This window comes from Sulfurospirillum barnesii SES-3 (genome assembly GCF_000265295.1).
GTDB lineage: Bacteria > Campylobacterota > Campylobacteria > Campylobacterales > Sulfurospirillaceae > Sulfurospirillum > Sulfurospirillum barnesii.
This window is the reverse complement of the sequence record NC_018002.1, coordinates 296,259-315,163: the sequence shown is the minus strand read 5'-3', so window position 1 is coordinate 315,163 and position 18,905 is coordinate 296,259. Positions and strand designations below refer to the sequence as shown.

General features: G+C 38.9%; 20 protein-coding genes. 3 read left to right on the top strand and 17 right to left on the bottom strand.

The features are described from left to right. Positions 1–29: 29 nt before the first annotated feature. The 5 genes from SULBA_RS01680 to SULBA_RS01660 all read right to left on the bottom strand — a co-directional run bounded on the left by SULBA_RS01680 (position 30) and on the right by SULBA_RS01660 (position 5,438). Positions 30–1,190, bottom strand: coding sequence for a sigma-54-dependent transcriptional regulator (locus tag SULBA_RS01680; RefSeq protein ID WP_014768544.1), 1,161 nt, complete (start codon positions 1,188–1,190; stop codon positions 30–32). A gap of 26 nt (positions 1,191–1,216) precedes the next feature. Beyond that, positions 1,217–1,606 carry a hypothetical protein gene (locus SULBA_RS01675; protein WP_014768543.1) on the bottom strand — a complete coding sequence of 130 codons (390 nt, stop codon included), beginning with the start codon at positions 1,604–1,606 and terminating at the stop codon, positions 1,217–1,219. Beyond that, positions 1,582–2,019: an LPP20 family lipoprotein gene (locus SULBA_RS01670; RefSeq protein WP_014768542.1), complete on the bottom strand. Its 438-nt coding sequence runs from the start codon at positions 2,017–2,019 to the stop codon at positions 1,582–1,584. Before SULBA_RS01670 ends, SULBA_RS01675 begins: the two co-directional genes overlap by 25 nt. A 39-nt stretch (positions 2,020–2,058) precedes the next feature. Then, entirely contained in the window at positions 2,059–4,602 is a 2,544-nt protein-coding gene (gene gyrA, locus SULBA_RS01665) for a DNA gyrase subunit A (RefSeq protein WP_014768541.1), read from the bottom strand. A 77-nt stretch (positions 4,603–4,679) separates the two neighbouring features. Continuing rightward, positions 4,680–5,438 carry a transposase gene (locus SULBA_RS01660; RefSeq protein WP_014768540.1) on the bottom strand — a complete coding sequence of 253 codons (759 nt, stop codon included), beginning with the start codon at positions 5,436–5,438 and terminating at the stop codon, positions 4,680–4,682. 84 nt (positions 5,439–5,522) lie between these two features. Here SULBA_RS01660 and SULBA_RS01655 point away from each other — a divergent pair, with 84 nt between their 5' ends. Then, a complete protein-coding gene (locus tag SULBA_RS01655; protein WP_014768539.1) occupies positions 5,523–6,041 on the top strand; it encodes a hypothetical protein in 519 nt (172 codons plus the stop codon). A gap of 7 nt (positions 6,042–6,048) precedes the next feature. On the opposite strand, the gene SULBA_RS01650 is transcribed toward SULBA_RS01655, so the two are convergent. From SULBA_RS01650 to SULBA_RS01630, 5 genes are all read right to left on the bottom strand, one after another. Further along, complete coding sequence (locus tag SULBA_RS01650) at positions 6,049–6,399, bottom strand: DUF779 domain-containing protein (protein WP_014768538.1); 351 nt, start codon at positions 6,397–6,399, stop codon at positions 6,049–6,051. A gap of 50 nt (positions 6,400–6,449) precedes the next feature. Then, positions 6,450–7,946, bottom strand: coding sequence for an aldehyde dehydrogenase family protein (locus SULBA_RS01645; protein ID WP_014768537.1), 1,497 nt, complete (start codon positions 7,944–7,946; stop codon positions 6,450–6,452). A 143-nt stretch (positions 7,947–8,089) separates the two neighbouring features. Beyond that, the gene (locus tag SULBA_RS01640; protein WP_014768536.1) at positions 8,090–8,662 is read right to left on the bottom strand and encodes a ComF family protein; all 573 of its coding nucleotides are present in this window, start codon (positions 8,660–8,662) and stop codon (positions 8,090–8,092) included. A 12-nt stretch (positions 8,663–8,674) separates the two neighbouring features. Further along, positions 8,675–10,468 carry a translation elongation factor 4 gene (gene lepA, locus SULBA_RS01635; protein WP_014768535.1) on the bottom strand — a complete coding sequence of 598 codons (1,794 nt, stop codon included), beginning with the start codon at positions 10,466–10,468 and terminating at the stop codon, positions 8,675–8,677. Then, positions 10,468–11,397, bottom strand: a complete 930-nt coding sequence (locus SULBA_RS01630; protein ID WP_014768534.1) for a ribose-phosphate pyrophosphokinase — start codon at positions 11,395–11,397, stop codon at positions 10,468–10,470. The genes lepA and SULBA_RS01630 overlap by 1 nt, the downstream gene beginning before the upstream one ends. A gap of 120 nt (positions 11,398–11,517) precedes the next feature. Between SULBA_RS01630 and SULBA_RS01625 the strand changes: the two genes are divergently transcribed. Further along, a complete protein-coding gene (locus SULBA_RS01625) occupies positions 11,518–11,982 on the top strand; it encodes a DUF4405 domain-containing protein (protein ID WP_014768533.1) in 465 nt (154 codons plus the stop codon). A 23-nt stretch (positions 11,983–12,005) separates the two neighbouring features. Next, positions 12,006–12,314: an EF-hand domain-containing protein gene (locus SULBA_RS01620; protein ID WP_014768532.1), complete on the top strand. Its 309-nt coding sequence runs from the start codon at positions 12,006–12,008 to the stop codon at positions 12,312–12,314. Positions 12,315–12,353: 39 nt separating this feature from the next. Here the strand turns inward: SULBA_RS01620 and SULBA_RS01615 are convergent, their stop codons facing one another. From SULBA_RS01615 to fliY, 7 genes are all read right to left on the bottom strand, one after another. Continuing rightward, positions 12,354–12,716 carry an EamA family transporter gene (locus SULBA_RS01615; RefSeq protein WP_014768531.1) on the bottom strand — a complete coding sequence of 121 codons (363 nt, stop codon included), beginning with the start codon at positions 12,714–12,716 and terminating at the stop codon, positions 12,354–12,356. Continuing rightward, a complete protein-coding gene (gene rffA, locus SULBA_RS01610) occupies positions 12,716–13,849 on the bottom strand; it encodes a dTDP-4-amino-4,6-dideoxygalactose transaminase (protein WP_014768530.1) in 1,134 nt (377 codons plus the stop codon). The genes SULBA_RS01615 and rffA overlap by 1 nt, the downstream gene beginning before the upstream one ends. A 130-nt stretch (positions 13,850–13,979) precedes the next feature. Further along, a complete protein-coding gene (locus SULBA_RS01605) occupies positions 13,980–14,675 on the bottom strand; it encodes a WbqC family protein (RefSeq protein WP_014768529.1) in 696 nt (231 codons plus the stop codon). After that, positions 14,672–15,601, bottom strand: coding sequence for a glycosyltransferase family 2 protein (locus tag SULBA_RS01600; protein ID WP_014768528.1), 930 nt, complete (start codon positions 15,599–15,601; stop codon positions 14,672–14,674). The genes SULBA_RS01605 and SULBA_RS01600 overlap by 4 nt, the downstream gene beginning before the upstream one ends. A 21-nt stretch (positions 15,602–15,622) precedes the next feature. Further along, on the bottom strand, positions 15,623–17,296 hold the full coding sequence (locus tag SULBA_RS01595) for a hypothetical protein (protein WP_014768527.1): 1,674 nt from the start codon (positions 17,294–17,296) through the stop codon (positions 15,623–15,625). A gap of 2 nt (positions 17,297–17,298) precedes the next feature. Further along, a complete protein-coding gene (locus SULBA_RS01590; protein ID WP_014768526.1) occupies positions 17,299–18,033 on the bottom strand; it encodes an LOG family protein in 735 nt (244 codons plus the stop codon). A gap of 9 nt (positions 18,034–18,042) precedes the next feature. After that, complete coding sequence (fliY, locus tag SULBA_RS01585; protein WP_014768525.1) at positions 18,043–18,903, bottom strand: flagellar motor switch protein FliY; 861 nt, start codon at positions 18,901–18,903, stop codon at positions 18,043–18,045. Positions 18,904–18,905: the final 2 nt, after the last annotated feature.

Genomic DNA, 18,905 nt, shown 5'->3' with positions numbered 1-18,905 from the left:
ATTAAGTTATCAAAAAAGTCTATTTTATTTTATTGGAAACTCTTTCTGCTCTCTAAAAAAAGATCTTCTTTGCTAATGGCCTGCGCATCACTTAAAATGACCGCTCGCTCAACCACCGAAATTAACTCTCGAATATTTCCTGGCCAACGATAACACATCAATGATTCAATGGCTTCTTCTGAAAAATAACGCTTTTGTAAGCCGTATTTTTGAATCACTCTCTCTAAAATCACGTCACAAATAGGTATAATTTCCTCTTTTCGTTCTCTAAGAGGTGGAATTTCGATAGGAATGGTGTTGAGCCTATAATATAAGTCCTCACGAAATCGTCCCTCTTGAATGCTTTTTTGAATATCGGCATTTGTAGCAGAGACAATGCGCACATCAATAGGAATCTCTTTTGTCCCACCTACACGTACCATCACACGCTCTTGAATAACCCTAAGAAGTTTTGCCTGTAAAATCATAGGCATTTCGCCAATTTCATCTAAAAAAAGTGTTCCACCATTTGCGACTTCGAAATACCCTTTTTTTTCACTTGTTGCATCCGTAAACGCACCTTTTTCATACCCAAAAAGCTCACTCTCTAAAAGGTTCTCGGGAATCGCTGCCATATTGAGTGCTACAAATGCATGCTTTGCTCGTGGAGAATTTTTGTGCACATAATTTGCAAACAGCTCTTTTCCTACACCGCTTTCACCCAACAGTAAAACACTCACATCTGTTTTAGCAGCTTTTCGAGCCATCAGTAATGCTTTATCAAGAGCAGGCGAAGTACCAATAAAATCGCTTGCATCCTCTTTAATGCCCTTGTTTTGGTCAATACTATCTTTAACTTTTGTTCTTATCTTATCGTGACGTTTGATTGCTTCAACGAGGGTTTCAATTTCAAAGGGTTTGGTTAAAAAATCTTTGACACCCAACCGTACCGACTCAATAGCTCGGCTTAAGGTTGCATTGCCAGTAATAACAATCACATCGTATTTACCATCAAGTTTTTTAATAAACTCAATGCCATCCATACCAGGCATATTAATATCTGTAACAATCAAATCTATACTATTATCAATTTTTTTAAGCGCATCAAGTGCACTTTTGTAGGTCGATATTTTAAATTCTTCATACTCACCTAGAGCGATTTCTAGGGATTTTCTCATATTAATATCGTCTTCTACAATGGCAACATGCATACGTGAATATTCCTACTAAAAAAGTTTTACCGAACGGTCTTTATGGTAGCAAATTCATCTTTAAAATCTACTGTGAATCGAACAGGCTCTATGACAAGCTCTACTCTATCACGTCCATGTTTCAAATACTGTTCACTTCGGGAATTAAGATGCGTTGATAGCGGATAAAAACATGGAAGAATTTCATCAAAATTCTTTTTTAAAAAATGCTCTTTGGGAAGATTTTGAGAGTTGGATAACTTTAGCGTACATAATACTTCAGCTTTCCCCTCATAAGGAACCATACTAGATGCAATATTTTTTTGCTCATACACCACAAGAGAATTTGCAGTGACTATTTTGTATGAAAACCAAAACAGTTCACTGCAAAAAAGAGCTTGTGAAAAAGCAATTAGTACGCAAAAAGTTCGTGCCACCTACGTGCGCTCATACTGATTTCCATACGTATGCTGTATAAACCATCTTTAAAAGTCGCATCTGTAATGGCAGCATCTTTAACCAAAGCATTAACAGAAGCTACAATACGAGAATCTTTTAATGCAGCATCTTTAACTGTCTCGCTTGAATTGATTTTCACACCATACAGTTTTTCACCAAGCTGTCGGTATCCATCCGTAATCGCCGCACGCTTAGCAAGGGCAATTGCTTGTGCTGGAGAAACTGTATTTTGGGGTGCAATTCCCTCTCCATAAACAACAAATGATTTTTCATTGCTAAAATCATACGCTGCTACTTTTGGATCTTTTGCGGGAGCTTCTTTGCTGGCACATCCTGTAATTAAAACAATAAAACCCAAGCTTGCCAAAAGCGCTATAAACCATCTCTTCATGCATACACCTTTACATAATTTTTTTATTTGAAGCAACTACTATTCCACTATTTCATCGCCACTTTCTGTTGTATTATCCGATAAAAGTGTTTCGTCTAAACCAGATTCAATCCCATCAAGGTTTTCATCACCTTCTTCTTCATTTTCTTCTTTTGGACAACGAGCAAGGCTTTGAACCACATCTTTACCTTCAACAGAAACCACTTTTACACCACTGGTATTACGTCCTGCTTTACGAATTGTCTCCATATCCACACGAATCATTTTACCACTACTGGTAAGCGCCATCAAATCTTTATCTTCATCCACAATAACAACACCTACTAAATCGGCTGTTTTTGGTGTGAGTTTCATCGCAATGACACCTTTGCCACCACGGTTTTGAAGTCGATACTCGTCTGCTGTGGTACGTTTACCAATACCTTTTTCAGTAACGGTGAGCAACTCTTCTTGATCATTGTAAATCACCGCAGCGCCCACAACACGATCGTTCTCTTCTTTAAAGCGAATACCTGTTACACCCCGTGCTGTTCTTCCAATTTCTCTTGCATCACCCACTTCAAACCTTATACACATACCCTTTTTGGTCACAATAAAGAGATACTTTGTATCATGCGTAACCACTTTAGCTGTGACTAATTCATCATCGTCATCCAAGGTAATCGCTCTCACACCCACAGAGCGAATATTTTTAAATTCACTTAAATTAGTACGCTTAATGACACCATTTTTTGTGAAGAATGCCAATGATTTGGTTTCATCAAAATCGGTTGTTGGAATAATTGCCATAATTTTTTCATCTGCTTGTAGCTGAACTAAATTCACAACCGCTTTCCCTTTTGCAGTACGACTACCTTCTGGAATTTTGTACACTTTAAGCCAGTAGAGCTGTCCACGATCTGTAACAAACATCAAGGTATCATGCGTATCAGAGACGAAGAAACTCTCTATAAAGTCATCATCATAGGTCGTAACGGCAATTTTTCCTTTACCCCCACGTTTTTGTTTTTCATATTGTTTGAGAGGAACTCGTTTAATGTACCCACGGTGTGTAATGGTTACAACCATTGGCTCATTTGCAATCAAATCTTCCACGTCAATATCATCATAATCATCCACAATTTCAGTAATACGTTTAGATTTAAATTTATCTTTAAGTTCAACAAGCTCTTCTTTAATCAGATTATTAAGAAGTTCTTCACTGCGTAATATATCGCTCAATCGTGCAATTTCAAGTAACAACTCAGCCAATTCATTCTCAATTTTATCTCTCTCAAGTCCTGTAAGACGTTGGAGTCTCATATCAAGAATTGCACCTGCTTGCACTTCACTTAGGTTAAAACGCTCAATCAAGCCATCTTTTGCGCTCTTCGTATCGGCACTGCCTTTAATGAGCGCAATAATCTCATCAATATTATCCAGAGCGATTTTTAAACCCTCTAAAATATGTGCTTTGGCTTTGGCCTTTTCAAGCTCAAAAATGGTACGGCGAATAATAACCGTTTTTCGGTGACGTAAAAAGAGTTTTAATAACTCAATTAAAGTAAAGATTTTCGGCTCTTTATTTTGAATCGCAAGTAAAATCACACCAAATGTGACTTCAAGATTGGTGGATTTATAGAGATTGTTTAAAACAATATCACTCATTGCTTCACGTTTGAGCTCAATAACCAAACGAATACCATCTCTATCACTTTCATCTCGAATTTCACTAATACCCTCTATCATCTTCTCTTTGACAAGTGCCACAATTTGCTCGATAAGACGTACTTTATTCACTTGATAAGGCAATTCATCAATCACAATAATGTCTTTATTGCCTTTTTTCTCAATATGCACTTTTGAGCGGATTCTAACCCGTCCACGTCCTGTACGATAGGCTTCAAGGATACCTTTTTTACCAAAGATAATACCACTGGTTGGGAAATCTGGCCCTTTAATAAATTCCATAATCTCTTCAAGCGTTGCATCTGGATTCTCAATTAAAAGTAAAAGTGCGTCTAAAAGCTCATCCAAACAATGCGGAGGAATATTGGTCGCCATACCAACCGCAATACCACTTGAGCCATTTAAAAGTAAGTTTGGAACACGGCTTGGAAGCACGTCAGGCTCCATCATACTGTCATCGTAGTTGGGAACAAAATCTACGGTATCTTTGTCTAAATCACGCAATAACTCCTCAGCAAGCACGGTCATACGAGCTTCGGTATAACGCATTGCAGCAGCACTATCGCCATCAATAGAACCAAAGTTACCCTGGCCATCCACCATAGGAATACGCATGGAAAAGGGTTGAGCCATACGAACAAGGGCATCATACACCGCTGTATCACCGTGTGGGTGGTACTTACCGATAACATCACCCACGATACGGGCTGATTTTTTATAGGGACTTCGTGAAGAAATGGCAAGGTCGTTCATTGCATACAAAATTCTTCGATGCACAGGTTTTAAACCATCCCGTGCGTCAGGAAGCGCACGCCCGATGATAACGCTCATCGAATAATCAAGATAACTGGTCTTTATCGATTCTTCGATATTAATTGTTTTAATATCTTGGTTGGTATTGAAAATATTGTCCATTCACTAACCTTATTATGTAGTATGCTCTATTTTAGCGCTCTTTTCCTTTCTTTTCAATAGGGGTCAGGGCTAAACTTTTAACTTTTTAAGATTTTACTTACGCCTGCAACGCTTAAATGAAGAAATCGAGAAATTTCACTTTTTGTATACCTATCTGCATAAGCATTTTTTATGGCAATGTTTCGTTCTGCTTTTTCCTTTACATGTAAAAAATACTCTGTCAATTCTTTTACATGTAAAGGTGTAATTTCACCCTCTACCTGCTTATATCGTGTGCGATGAAATGCCTCAATACGTTCCACTTCAGTTTCATTTAAAGGGATATTTAAAACCTCAAAAAGCTCCTGCGTATGGTATTCTCGTAACACAAAGCTATTTTCTAAAAACAAAGGTATTGCATCTTTAAAAATACTGTAGGTTGCACAATAAGGATAAGCACCAATTCTTTCACTCATTTTGGCTTTTACAGGATTATTTTCAATGTATTTAAAGAGTGTAAAAAGGTATTGCTCGTCTAAAACGAACCATGACTTAAAGCGGTCTTGCCACAAATGTCCTACACGGTTATGGCGTTTGTTAAAATAACTGGCATACTGAGCGCCCAGTTGGCGCATGCCTGATGAGAGATTTTCACGTTTATTTTCAAGAAGAATATGGTAGTGATTGTCCATCAAACAAAAGGAGTGAATGTTAAACTTAAACTCCTTAGCCACAGTTGCCATCAGTTCAATAAATTTTGCTTTGTCTTTTTCATCTTCGAAAATATTCCCTTTAGCAACGCCTCTGTTATAGATATGATGATACCCTAAACTTTCAATACGTAAACGTCGTGGCATAAAGACCCTCTTTTTTAGATAAAATTATACCACAGTACGTTAAAAAGTTAAAAGTTTAGCCCTGACCCCTATTAAGGAAATTTTGTGTTTGCTCATTTAAATGAAACGCTTCTTAAAGTTGTCGTGATTATTGCCATTCTTGTGATGTTTGTTATTCTTTACCTTACGGGTATTCTCTTTGTCCTCGATGCCACTTCGCACGCTTCTATTCTTTTACACAAGCTTGCCGCACTTCTGATTATTGGGCTTTTAGGTGTGCATGCTTGGTTGCGACGCTGTACGATTAAACGGCTTTTACAAGAGTCTTTTGCTATTCTTACCAACACACATATTCGCCATGAAGACAACATTGAGTTTCTCATTCATAACACTAAAAATCAATCGTTTCACGAGCTCTGCTTATGGTTTCAGTGGGATAGTGCTTGGCTTCAAGCAGAGCTTTTAAAAAACCATGTTCACATTCACCGTGTGGAAGATACGTTAAAAACCATTGCCAAAGCCAATCAAAAAGATATGTTTGAAATATTTTTATTGATGATGAAATTACATGTAGAAAAAAAGAATCCATCTCCCGTGTATCAAAGTTCTTGTTCGCGTCTGTAACATTGATTTATTCGTTCGCATCTACAATACGTGAACGGGTAATGAATTGATAGCCTTCGTCAATTTCTAATGAAAAAGAGTTTCCAAAGGCACTTTTTTCTTCTTTAACGTCTAAAATAAGTTGTGAATAACGAAAATATTCAAACTGTTCAGCATCAATAAAAAATTCGCATCCGCCCACTTCACCCATTTTCACGTTACGAGAGGGGACATGAAAATTTTTTTTTTCATAACACATGGGTGCCGTGCCATCGCAACATCCACCACTTTGGTTAAAAACAAGCTCCCCATACTCTTTTTTCAACATCTCAATAACCTTTAAGGCTTCAGGAGTAGCAACAACTCTTTGAAATGACATGATACTTCCTTTTAAGGTGGCACGGAGAAAAACTCCGTGCTTTTTTTGGTTTAAAAAAACCCTAACGGCTTAAGTGCATACGAAGTCAAAATATTTTTAGTATGACGATACGCATTTAACATCATCATATGCGTTTCTCGCCCAATACCTGATTTTTTATACCCACCAAAAGAGGCATGGGATGGATAGAGATGATAACAATTCACCCACACACGACCCGCCTCAATACCTCGTGACATACGGTGTACTTCATGCACATCCCTAGACCATACACCTGAGCCTAAACCATAAATCGTATCATTCGCAATAGAAAGGGTTTCTGCCTCATCTTTAAAGGTCGTCACACATAACACAGGTCCAAAAATTTCTTCTTGAAAAATGCGCATTTTATTATGACCTTTAAAAATAGTAGGCTTAATGTAATTACCCTTTGGAAAGGTTTTATTTTCATAGGCTTCACCGCCAATAAGGCACTGTGCACCCTCTTCTTTACCAATACGAATGTACTCTAAAATTTTCTCTTTTTGATTGAGTGAGGCTTGTGCTCCCATTTTTGTGGTTGAATCCAGAGGATTTTCTTGACTAATCGCTTTTACCCTCTCAAGTACACGTTGCATAAAAGGCTCATAAATAGACTCATGAATGAGCGCGCGTGATGGGCATGTGCATACTTCACCACTGTTAAACGCAAACAAAACAAGACCCTCAATGGCTTTGTCCAAAAAGTCATCATCGTGTGCCATAACAGAGGGGAAGAAAACATTGGGTGATTTTCCACCCAATTCCAGCGTGGATGGAATGATATTTTCCGTAGCATATTGCATAATAAGCTGACCCGTGGTTGTCTCACCTGTAAAGCCTACTTTTTTAATATCAGGATGCGTTGCGAGATGTTTTCCAATTTTTCCACCCGCACCGTTAATTACATTCAAAACACCTTTAGGGAGCACCTCTTGAATGGTCTCCATCAAAAGGAGAATCGAAAGAGGTGTTGCACTTGCGGGCTTAATAACCACACAATTGCCAGCAGCCAAAGCTGGAGCAATTTTCCATGCTGCCATAAGAAGTGGAAAGTTCCACGGAATAATTTGAGCGACAACGCCCAGTGGTTCATAAACCTCTTGCGAAATGGTATTTTCATCCAAATCCGCTACACTCCCTGCTTCACTGCGAATCACTGAGGCAAAATAGCGAAAATGATCTACCACCAAAGGTAAATCCGCTGCTAGGGTTTCACGAATGGCTTTACCGTTATCTAAGGTTTCGGAAATAGCTAGAAATTCTAAATTGGCTTCAATTTTATCGGCAATTTTATTGAGCAGTTCGCTACGCTGAAGAACCGAAAAATGCTTAAATGTCTCAAATGCCTTTTTACCTGCGGCTACTGCCAAATCAACATCCTGCGTGGAGGAACGTGGAATTTTCGTTAAAAGTTCACCATCGACAGGAGAGAGGTTATCAAAATACTCTCCCTTAAGGGGAGCTAGCCACTCTCCACCAATAAAATTCTCATACTGTGATTTATAGATTGGTTTAGCGTATACCATCAAAACAACCTTATGTAAGTAAATTCGGACAATTTTTATCCGTAAAAGACTTTATTCCATATGCCTTTAATATGCTAGATAAAAAGAGAGTTAATTCTGTTTTTTAGAAAAATTTAATTTTATTGCTTATTAGAGAGGTGATACTATATCTCTTTAGCATCAGCTAAAACCAAAGCAAAGAGTACATTCACCCCATGCCCTTTAAGTGTCTCATACGCCTCTTCTAAAGTACTTCCCGTGGTGACAATGTCATCTATCAAAATGGCATCTATTTTATCGTTACATGTAAAGATAAAATCACGTTTATTCGCTTGTCGGTAAGCTTTGCTTTTACCCGAATAACTCTCATGATTTTGTGCTCTTAAACTGCCATACAGTGGTGTTAAAAAAGGCTGGGTTGCTTTGGCTAAAATCGCACTGTGCGAGTAGCCGTGTCGTACATGGTCATCAATAGGAATGGCGTAAATGCCTTTAGGAAGTGAGAAGGTTTTTAAAAATTCAAAAAAAGTGTGCTTTCCTAATTGAGCGAAGATTTTCGCACCTACATAAGTGTGTTTGGTATGAAGCAGTGGTGCTATGTCGCTATAGCTATAAAACGAGTAGACTTTAAGCCCGTTCTCTAAAATTCTAAAAGCAGGCGTTGGGGCTAAAATTGTCTGTAAGCAATTTTTGCAAAGCAGTTGCCAACTTAGATTTGAACAAAGATGGCAACGCATTACATGTAATAATTAGTCGATTTTAAGAATGGTTAAAAAGGCTTCTTGCGGGAGCTGTACTTTACCGATGGATTTCATACGCTTCTTTCCCTCTTTTTGTTTTTCTAAGAGTTTGCGCTTCCTTGTAATATCGCCACCGTAGCATTTAGCAGTGACGTTTTTACCCATGGATTTAACGGTTTCACGTGCGATAACTTTGGTGCCAATGCTTGCTTGAATCGCCACTTCAAACAGTTGTCGTGGAACGATTTCTTTCATCGCTTTAACAAAATCACGACCTCTACTTTGCGCACTTACGCGTGGTACAATGATGGAAAGTGCGTCCACAGGCTCACCCGCAACGAGTAAATCAAGCTTCACCAAATCACCCACTTGATACCCAATAGGCTCATAATCAAAGCTTGCGTAGCCTTTGGAGACGGATTTGAGTTTGTCATAAAAGTCCATTACAATTTCATTGAGGGGAATCTCATACTCCAAAAGCACACGTTCAGGACTTAAGTAGTCCATCTTTTTTTGGATACCCCGTTTGTTATTCATCAAAATGATGATATTGCCCAAAAACTCTGTTGGTGTTAACACGGTGGCTTTCACATACGGTTCAGAAATCTCTTCAAACTCATTCACAGGAGGCAGCTGGCTTGGGTTTTGGATGTCTAGCACAGCTCCTTTGGTCGTTTTAACTTTATAGGTAACCGTTGGTGCTGTGGCAATTAAATCAAGGTCAAACTCTCGCTCCAAACGCTCTTTAATGACTTCCATATGCAAAAGTCCTAAAAATCCAACCCTAAAACCAAAACCTAAGGCAGCAGACGTTTCAGGCTCATACGAGATGCTAGAATCATTGAGTTTGAGCTTATCAAGTGCGTCTCGAAGTTCTTCAAATTTGTCGGTTTCAATGGGATAGAGCCCTGCAAAAACAAACTGTTTGACCTCTTTGAAGCCACCTACGGCTTCAGCGGTTTTGTTGCGATTGTCCGTAATCGTATCACCCACACGAACATCACCTACATTTTTAAGACCCAAAACGACGATACCCACTTCACCTGTTTTAATTTCTGTGGTTTTTTGCATAGCTAAAGGATGCGGGTACATAAGGTTTAAGACTTCATGCTTTTTGCCTGTACCCATAACATAGACTTCTTGCCCTTTTTTAATCGAACCATCGTAGACTCGAACCAACGCAAGTGCACCTAAATAATTATCAAACCAACTGTCGTAAATAAGCGCTTTGGTAGGGGCATCTTCATCACCTGTTGGAGCAGGGATTTTATCGACGAGGGTATCTAAAAGCTCTCTAATACCAATACCACTTTTGGCACTCACGCTGAGCGCCTCCGAACAATCAAGCCCAATGGTATGCTCAATCTCATCTTTCACACGCTCAGGATCAGCGGCTGGAAGGTCAATTTTGTTAAGAACAGGGATAATTTCTAAATTATTTTCAAGAGCAATGTAGACATTGGCAATGGTTTGCGCTTCCACACCCTGAGAGGCATCAACCACTAAAAGTGCGCCATCACTCGACGCTAAAGAGCGACTCACTTCATACGAAAAATCCACGTGACCTGGGGTGTCAATAAGGTTAAGAATATAAGGCTGCCCCTCTTTGACATACGTCAAACGTACACTTTGTGCTTTAATGGTGATACCACGCTCTTTTTCGATGTCCATGGTGTCCATCATCTGCGTGGTCATTTCACGCTCACTCACCGCCCCACACTCTTGAATCAGGCGATCCGCTAAGGTACTTTTACCATGGTCAATATGGGCAATAATTGAGAAGTTACGAATATGTTTTTGCATTAGATGAAGAGTCCATTCACGCTTTCATTGTGATACACACGGCGAATCACTTCTGCAAACACAGGAGCGACACTTAACACTTTAATTTTCTCACTGGTCTCTTTAAGAGGAATCGTATCGGTAACAACCAATTCATCCAACTCACCTTTTGCAATGCGCTCATACGCAGGTCCACTTAAGACTGCATGGGTACAACATGCCATGACACTGGTTGCCCCTTTTTTCTTTAAGACTTCCGCTGCTTTTACAATGGTGCCAGCAGTATCAATCATATCGTCCACTAAAATCACATCTTTGCCTGCTACATCACCGATGATATTCATTACTTCTGACTCGTTAGCTTTTTCACGACGCTTATCAACAATGACCATATCCACACCTAACAGTTTTGCAAAACTTCTAGCACGTGCTACGCCACCAATGTCTGGACTTGCGATAATAGGGTTTTTAAGATTTTTAGCTTTCACATAATCATTAAAAACGATAGAGCCATAGAGGTTATCGACAGGAATATCAAAAAAGCCTTGAATTTGACCTGCGTGCAAGTCAATTGTAACCACACGATCAATTCCCGCAGTTTGCATCATATTTGCAACGAGTTTGGCTGTAATAGGAACACGGGGGGCTGCTTTTCTATCTTGTCTTGCGTATCCAAAGTAAGGGACAACAGCGGTAATGCTGTTGGCGGAACTTCGTCTTAGGGCATCTGTTAAAATTAACAACTCCATCAAGTTAATATTAGCAGGTGCACACGTTGACTGAATAATAAACACATCTTTACCACGTACACTTTCACTCACTTGAACACTGATTTCTCCATCGCTAAAACGCTTAATTTCAGCTGCCGAAAGAGGCAAAGAAAGATGTTTAGCTACTCTTTTTGCAAACTCTGGATTTGCTGTTCCTGCAAAGACTTTATAGCCTCTCATAATCATATTTCCTTTAGATTGAATAATGCTCTATTTTAGCCAATAGGGACTTAAGGTAGCGTTAATACTTTTTTAATCCTAAAGTGCCATAATGCTATAAGAGTTCTTAGGAGGTTTCTCATGAACAGCTTGCGTCGCTTTATTTCCCTCTCGCTTTCCTTCTCATTTCTCATCATGTCGTATACGGGTATTGTTCTTTTTTTAGCACCCAAAGGACGTGTGGCAAACGCTACAAACTGGGAACTTTTTGGGTTAGATAAAACACAATTTTCCAATTTACATGTAAGTGTTATGGTACTTTTTTTAATAGGCATGCTTTTTCATATCTACCTCAATTGGAACGCACTTTTTAACTACTTAAAAAACAAAAGCAGAGAAGTTTCACTTCTTAACAAAGAGTTTCTTTTAGCCTTCGGTCTTAATCTTTTATTTGTCATAGGAACCCTTTTGTATTGGGGGCCGTTTGAGACCTTGTTTGATTTTCAAGACCAACTTAAATCTTCATGGGAAAAACCACAAATACCTTCCAATCCAAAGAGTGATACACATGAAGTAGGAAAACAAAAACTGAAACTTCAGCCTTAACCTCTCTCACAAAAGGAGTCAAAATGAGAAAAATTGGTATGTTATTAGCCCTTGTAGGTCTTTTATATGCGGTGGATACTAGCAGAGGTCCTGTGGCGTTTGAAGCTTATGACACAAACAAAGATGGCATCATTACACAAGAGGAATTTCAACGTGTTAAAAATGAGCGCATGAGTGCCAAAGCAGAATCCAATCTACCAATGCAAAATGCCATTAGCACCCCTGAATTTAGTGTTTTTGATACCAATAATGATGGAAGAATCACCAAAGAAGAGTATCAAAAAGGACAGTTAGATCGTATGCAAGACAGACGTGGTAAAGGCAGACAATAATCTTTACATGTAAAAAAGGCGAATTGATTTTCGCCTTTTTTACGCACGACTGGAGATAAAAATTCCTAAGACAATTAAAGCAAGTCCAAGGACTTTATAGAGTGTCACACTCTCTGAAAAAAGAAACACGGAAGAGACAAAAACAACCACAAACGTGAGTCCCATAAAGGGATACGCATAGCTTAGTTCAAACTTTGTCATCGCCGCCATCCAACACAATGATGCCACAAAAGCGGAGACAAATCCGCTCAAAATAAAGGGGTCTAAAAAGAGCTTCAATAAAAAAATCATTTTTTCAAGCGTTGCTTCAGGCAAATGCCCGTAATTTGGAATACGCCACTTAATAACCAACTGCCCATAAACGGTAAAAAAAATCGTTCCAAAAATGTATAAATGTGCCATTAACACTCGCTCCATTGCCTTAAAATCTCACACACGGCATCAATCTCTTCAAGGCTAATACCATAATACAAAGGCAAACGCACCAGTCGTTCGCTCTCTTTTGTGGTGTAACTATCTTCACCAAACATACGACCGTATTTCAATCCTGCAGGAGCACTATGCAAAGGCAGATAATGAAATACAGCGCCAATACTTGCCTCTTTAAAACGCCCTAAAAGTGCTGTTCTCTCCTCTAAATCCTTGACTTTAAAATAGAACATATGCGCATTATGAAGACATCCATCAGGAATGAATGCAAGCTCAATCACACCTTTTTTAGCCAAAGGCTCAAGCCTTTGTTTGTACGCTTTCCACGCCTCTAAACGATGATTTTGAATGACGTCTACTTTTTCAAGTTGACCCCAAAGATAAGCCGCTTGAAGCTCACTGGGCAGATAACTGCTTCCTATATCCATCCAACCGTATTTATCGACCATACCTCTAAAAAACTGGCTACGATTGGTACCTTTTTCACGAATAATCTCCGCCCTGTGTGCAAACTGCTCATCGTTTATCAGCAATAATCCACCCTCACCGCCACTGGTTACATTTTTTGTCTCGTGGAAACTAAATGCCCCCAAATGACCAATCGTCCCTAAAGGTTTCCCTTTGTAGGTTGCTTCAAAGCCTTGTGCAGCATCTTCAACCACAAAGAGATTGTGCCGTGAAGCAATTTCCATAATGACATCCATCTCACACCCAACCCCTGCATAATGCACAGGTACAATTGCCCTTGTTTTGGGGGTGATGGCCGCTTCAATCAAACGCTCATCCATATTCATTGTCTCTGGTCTAACGTCTACAAAAACAATTTTTGCTCCGCGAAGGGCAAAGGCATCGGCAGTACTCACAAAGGTGTAACTCGGCATTATCACCTCATCACCCTCTTTAATGTCTAAAAGCAGGGCTGCCATCTCAAGGGCATGGGTGCAAGAAGGTGTTAACAAAGTTTTATGACAATTGTAACGCTTCTCAAACCATGCTTGACACGCTTTACCAAACGCACCATCACCTGAGATTTTTAAACTGTTCATTGCTTCTAAAACGTATGCATCTTCATTGCCTGTTCGAGGCGGTTTATTAAAATGTATCATTCTTTACTCTTCAATAAATTTTATAGAGTTGTGAGAACTCTTGACACGCCTTTAGAGCTAAGCTCTAAAAGCTACGCTAACGCTGAGTTCTCTTCGGCAGAGTGCCCAGCGCACCTTTGGTGCTTTTTTATTAATGAAGCTGACTACTTTTAAGAAAATTTTTGGCATTTTCGCCCTCATTAAAAATCACATCAATCACACTCACCCCATGCTCAAAAGGAGGGAAAAGTTGGTGATACTCTTTATACCCACTATAATCCATCCACTCCACGCCAATACCCGCTGCTTCAAAAATAGACTCATCCAAATAATCCCGAGCTGCTGGACCACTAAGATACGTCGTCGCCCCCAACTCCTGACACAACGCTAACAATCTCTCACTTTTACCCTCTGCTAAAACAAACTCTCTGGAGTCTCGAATCTTCGTTTGAATGCCAAGCATCCCACACAACGCCTCAATAAAATAACGATTAATCTCACTTATATACGCCTGTGTCGCTCCTGCGTACAACGCTTCAAACTGCTCTTTATAGACTTTAAAATAAGGAGCTTTGGCATAACTTTGTGCAATGCTTTTCCAATGATTGACATGCCATTTGGCATCGGTAATCATTGTTTCATTGATTTTTTGATGCAAACTCTCTTGACGCACAGGAATGCTTAACCACTGTAAACCATTTTGGGTTTTAATTTTATTGCGGTTGCGCCAATCATTTTTGGTGTATTGCATATCATCGTACAACACAAACTCATCCACACTGCCAATAATGTCAAAATACCCCTTCCACGGGATATAATTAGACTGTAAAATTGCTACTTTTTTCATAAATTAATGGTCTCTTCAATAATATAAAGTGGTCGTCGTTTCACCTCATCGAAAATTTTGCCAATGTAGAGTCCAACAATTCCTATGATAGCAAACAGCAGTCCAAACATAAAGAACATGGAAACCATCAAGCTCGTCCATCCCTCTGTAGTCGTTCCATAAAAAAAATAACGAAGCACCAACCAACTCGCATACATCAAACTGCCTAAAGCAATGAAAAATCCCAATTGAATTGAAAGACGAAGCGGTTTATTGGAGTGTGAAACAATCGAGTCAATGGCCAATTTAAAAAGTTTTGAAAGGTTATAGGATGAACTTCCATAAGTCCTAGAGGCATGTTCTATGTCAATTTCAATTTTTTTAAAACCAACCATTTGAGCAAAAAGGAGAAAATCACGGCTGTGTTCACGGTAACGATTGATTGTTTGAACCACTTTTTGGGAATAAATACCAAAATTCGCAATGGAATTATCATGTTTGCTATCGGTGAAATATTCTAGCACTTTATTAAATGCTCGAGAGCCTAAACGTTTGAAAAAACTATCCTGCCGCTCTACACGCCTGCCAAAAACAATGTCATACCCATCACGTGCGGTGTTGTAAAGCTTGATAATTTCTTCAGGTCTGTCTTGCAAATCACAATCCATCACCACCACCCACTCTCCTTTGGCATGATCAAGACCTGCGGTGATAGCATAGTGCTGACCAAAGTTTCGAGAGAGATTAATCCCTTTGACCCGCTCATCCCGTGCACAGAGCATCACAATGCGCTCCCATGAACCTTGTGGACAGGCATCATTGACAAAAATAATTTCAAATTGATTGCTAATTTGAGAGAGTGATGCCACTAAACGCTCATACAACTCAAACAGAGACTCTTTACACCCATACACAGGAGAAACCACACTTATCTTGATAGACTCCAAGCAAAGACCTTTACATGTAAATTATGGAGCCGTTATTATACGCTTTTTCTTTGCTGGTTTTGCTGTTTTCTTTTCATAGAGTGGATTTTTCTCAAAAATAAAAATCGTGTATTTTCCATACTGAAACGAATCAATAAAATCAGGCATATTAGACGCTAATAGTCCTTCATGAAATAGCTTAATATTCTTTTCATCTGTTACAAAAAAGACCTTACCATCACTTGCATCTTTTTGATACCACCGATCATTGGATAACCAATGTTCGAGTTGTATTCCCTCTTTACTGATAACGATGGGACGAATATCCACCTCACTATCGCTAAAAACAGTGTAAATATGTGAATCCCAATAGGTGGCATATCCAAAATGAAGCCCACGGTTACGTAACTCTTCCACAAAAGCAATGCGTTCATCCACAATGCCTCGCCACTCTTTAGGTGAAACATACTGCCATGATGTAAGAAGAGCAAGTACAAAACTAAGCGATACAATCAACTTCATAAACAAAGAGAAAAAACGCCACATCATGACATTACAGATTAAAATCATCATTAAAAAAGGAGAGATGTAACGAATGTTATTGCGTGCTGCCCAAGCATGTTCATGCAAACCTGTTGTGGCGTAAAGCACAAAGATAAGCGCAAAACCAACATAAGAAAAAAAGACAAAAAAACGCTCTGTCGCACTCATTTGAAAAAAAGATTGCTTTACATGTAAAAGAGGAACGATTAAAACAAAAGGGTAGAGAAAAAATTTCATTAAAGCTAAGCCACCCTCTAGCGAAGCTGCACAAACATTTTCTCCCCATTCTGCCCCTATAAAATTATAGAGTCCCAAAAAAGCATGGGCAATATGAACAGGCAAGCGTTCAAGCGAAATGAGTGCAGCGTTGTTTGCCCCGCCTGAAACTTTTAAACCCTCTAACAGATTTTGATGTGCCATAATTCCAATAGCAATGACACCAATAGCAAAACAAATAATGATAATACGTTTGGTAGAACGCAGCCGTTTCAATGCTCCTTGAAATGTTTTTAAGGAGTCTTTTGCAAAATAGAGTGAAAGGGCTAAAGCGCCAAAAAAAGGAATAACATAATAAACAAAAAAGCGTACAGGATTGGCAAGTACGAGCAAATAGAGCAGTAGCATAAAAAAGACAAAAGCTTTCATTTGTGTCCATCGGCTTAAAACATGAGGACTCAGTTTTCGAAAAATAAACATAAAAGCAATCATAAATAAAAAGTACCATGTATAGGCTGCTTCGCCGTATAACTCTCGTAAATACATCGGAGAATATCCTACACATACAACGACACCACCCATCAAAGAAGCCGTACGTGAAAACATTAAAGAGCGTAAAAAAGCATAGATAAAAACTACCATAAAAAGCGTTACGAAAAAGACAGTAAAGGCATGTGCAAAATAGCCATTTTTGCCTAGATAAACCCAAGGTATCACTAAAAGTTGTTTATAAAATACCCATAAATCATTATTGACATACCACCAATGCGTTGGGAAAAAAGATCTGGCATGGACAATTTCTTCGGCTAAAATATTGGCAATTGCCGCATCAGAATTAAAATAGGCACGGTAGGTTTTAAAAATATAAAAGCTTACTTCATAAATAACGCAAGCAAGAAGGAAGAGTGCACCAAAGAGGGGCGCTGTTTTTTTGAAAAACTGCTTTTTTGAACGCACTTTTAATCTTTATTGGATAAAAATTCGATAGCACGTTTATAATAGTGACTCTGCTCCAAACCCTCTGCTTTTAGCTCATTGACATAAGAAATTAATCGCTCATCAATTTTTTCGACAATTTCGTCCATGTCATCGCTCAAAATGATTAACTCCACATCTTCTTGCGAAATGGCATGGTGCTCTACAAGGGTTGTCGCTATAAAATCATAAAGCTTTTCCCAATACGATTTTCCGTACAGAAAAATGCTAATTTTGGTTATTTTTTTTGTTTGGGTGAGTGTTAGGGCTTCAAAAAGCTCATCAAGTGTACCAAAGCCTCCTGGAAAAATAACATAGGCGAGAGAGTATTTTATGAGCATCACTTTACGAACAAAAAAGTAGTCAAAGGTTAAATCAATGGTTGTAAAATCATTGCCCGATTGCTCTTGAGGTAAATTAATATTGAGCCCAACCGATTCACATTTTCCTGAATCAAAACCACCTTTATTGGCGGCTTCCATAATGCCTTTTGAACCACCTGTTACAATGGCATACCCTTTATTCCCAAGCCTATTGGCAAGCGTATAAGCATCTTTATAGTAGTGATTGTTAGGATGAAATCTTGCACTTCCAAAGAAGGTCACAGAAGGTCCTAACTCTTGCAGTTCATCAAATCCCTTAACAAAATCAGACATAATGCGAAGCACGCTCCATTCGTTTGAGCGCTCAATATCTTTAATACATTTATGGTCTTTCATGCTACTTCTTTAGCGTAATTTTTCTAAACGTTCTCGCTTGGTTCCAATATCACCAATTTGTACACCAAAGTTACCATCTACAATGACGACTTCACCCATGGCAATGACTTTATCACCCACCAAAATTTCTAAAGGATCATTAGCCAACTGGTCTAATTCGATAACCGATCCTATATCCATACTCAATACATCTTTTAAAAGCATTTTTTTAGACCCAATGCGTACACGAATGGGCAATCTAACATCTTTGATTAATTCAATATTACTTATCTCTTCAGGGCTCATATTAGGGGCTACTTTTTTAGGTTCTATTGGGGCAGATTCTGGTACTACTTCTTTAGGAACAGATGCTTGAGGCATCTCTTCAACAAGAGGAATAAGCTCATGAGAAATAGCAAATGCAATCATATCGTGTGAGTTTTGAATGGCTAAATTATAAATAAAAAGCTTCTCATAGCCTTTAAAATCAATTTGACTGGTTGCTTCAATAAAATCAACACTTTCAATCTCAAACTCAAGTTTTGGCATATTCTTCTGACTGCCAAGTGAGCGTGAAAAGGAACTTAAAATATTGGAGATAATTTCTTTGGTTGCATCTAAATCCTCTGCATCCATCTCCTCTTTTTCAGTTCCGTCCCCACCTAACATCATATCGCCAATGGCTGTGGCAAGAGAAGCTGCTAACGTCACACGCATATGACCTTGCATATCTCCACCCACACGAATATCGAGCTTAGCAAGTGGTGGACTGAGTTTTAATTTGCTCTCACCATTTTCTTCTTTACTCAGTTCTACAGTAGGCGCAACTCCTGTTAAGCCTTCAATCGTCGAAATGACTTCTTGTCGCAATAATTGTACAAATGTATTCACAC

Bases quoted from the DNA above. Each gene is read 5' to 3' on its own strand.
- gyrA (WP_014768541.1), bottom strand. From the start codon at position 4,602: ATGGACAATATTTTCAATACCAACCAAGATATTAAAACAATTAATATC.
- SULBA_RS01615 (WP_014768531.1), bottom strand. From the start codon at position 12,716: ATGGCACATTTATACATTTTTGGAACGATTTTTTTTACCGTTTATGGG.
- SULBA_RS01670 (WP_014768542.1), bottom strand. From the start codon at position 2,019: ATGAAGAGATGGTTTATAGCGCTTTTGGCAAGCTTGGGTTTTATTGTT.
- rffA (WP_014768530.1), bottom strand. From the start codon at position 13,849: ATGATACATTTTAATAAACCGCCTCGAACAGGCAATGAAGATGCATAC.
- SULBA_RS01630 (WP_014768534.1), bottom strand. From the start codon at position 11,397: ATGAGAGGCTATAAAGTCTTTGCAGGAACAGCAAATCCAGAGTTTGCA.
- SULBA_RS01645 (WP_014768537.1), bottom strand. From the start codon at position 7,946: ATGGTATACGCTAAACCAATCTATAAATCACAGTATGAGAATTTTATT.
- SULBA_RS01590 (WP_014768526.1), bottom strand. From the start codon at position 18,033: ATGAAAGACCATAAATGTATTAAAGATATTGAGCGCTCAAACGAATGG.
- SULBA_RS01660 (WP_014768540.1), bottom strand. From the start codon at position 5,438: ATGCCACGACGTTTACGTATTGAAAGTTTAGGGTATCATCATATCTAT.
- lepA (WP_014768535.1), bottom strand. From the start codon at position 10,468: ATGCAAAAACATATTCGTAACTTCTCAATTATTGCCCATATTGACCAT.
- SULBA_RS01620 (WP_014768532.1), top strand. From the start codon at position 12,006: ATGAGAAAAATTGGTATGTTATTAGCCCTTGTAGGTCTTTTATATGCG.
- SULBA_RS01605 (WP_014768529.1), bottom strand. From the start codon at position 14,675: ATGAAAAAAGTAGCAATTTTACAGTCTAATTATATCCCGTGGAAGGGG.
- SULBA_RS01640 (WP_014768536.1), bottom strand. From the start codon at position 8,662: ATGCGTTGCCATCTTTGTTCAAATCTAAGTTGGCAACTGCTTTGCAAA.
- SULBA_RS01650 (WP_014768538.1), bottom strand. From the start codon at position 6,399: ATGTCATTTCAAAGAGTTGTTGCTACTCCTGAAGCCTTAAAGGTTATT.
- SULBA_RS01625 (WP_014768533.1), top strand. From the start codon at position 11,518: ATGAACAGCTTGCGTCGCTTTATTTCCCTCTCGCTTTCCTTCTCATTT.
- SULBA_RS01680 (WP_014768544.1), bottom strand. From the start codon at position 1,190: ATGCATGTTGCCATTGTAGAAGACGATATTAATATGAGAAAATCCCTA.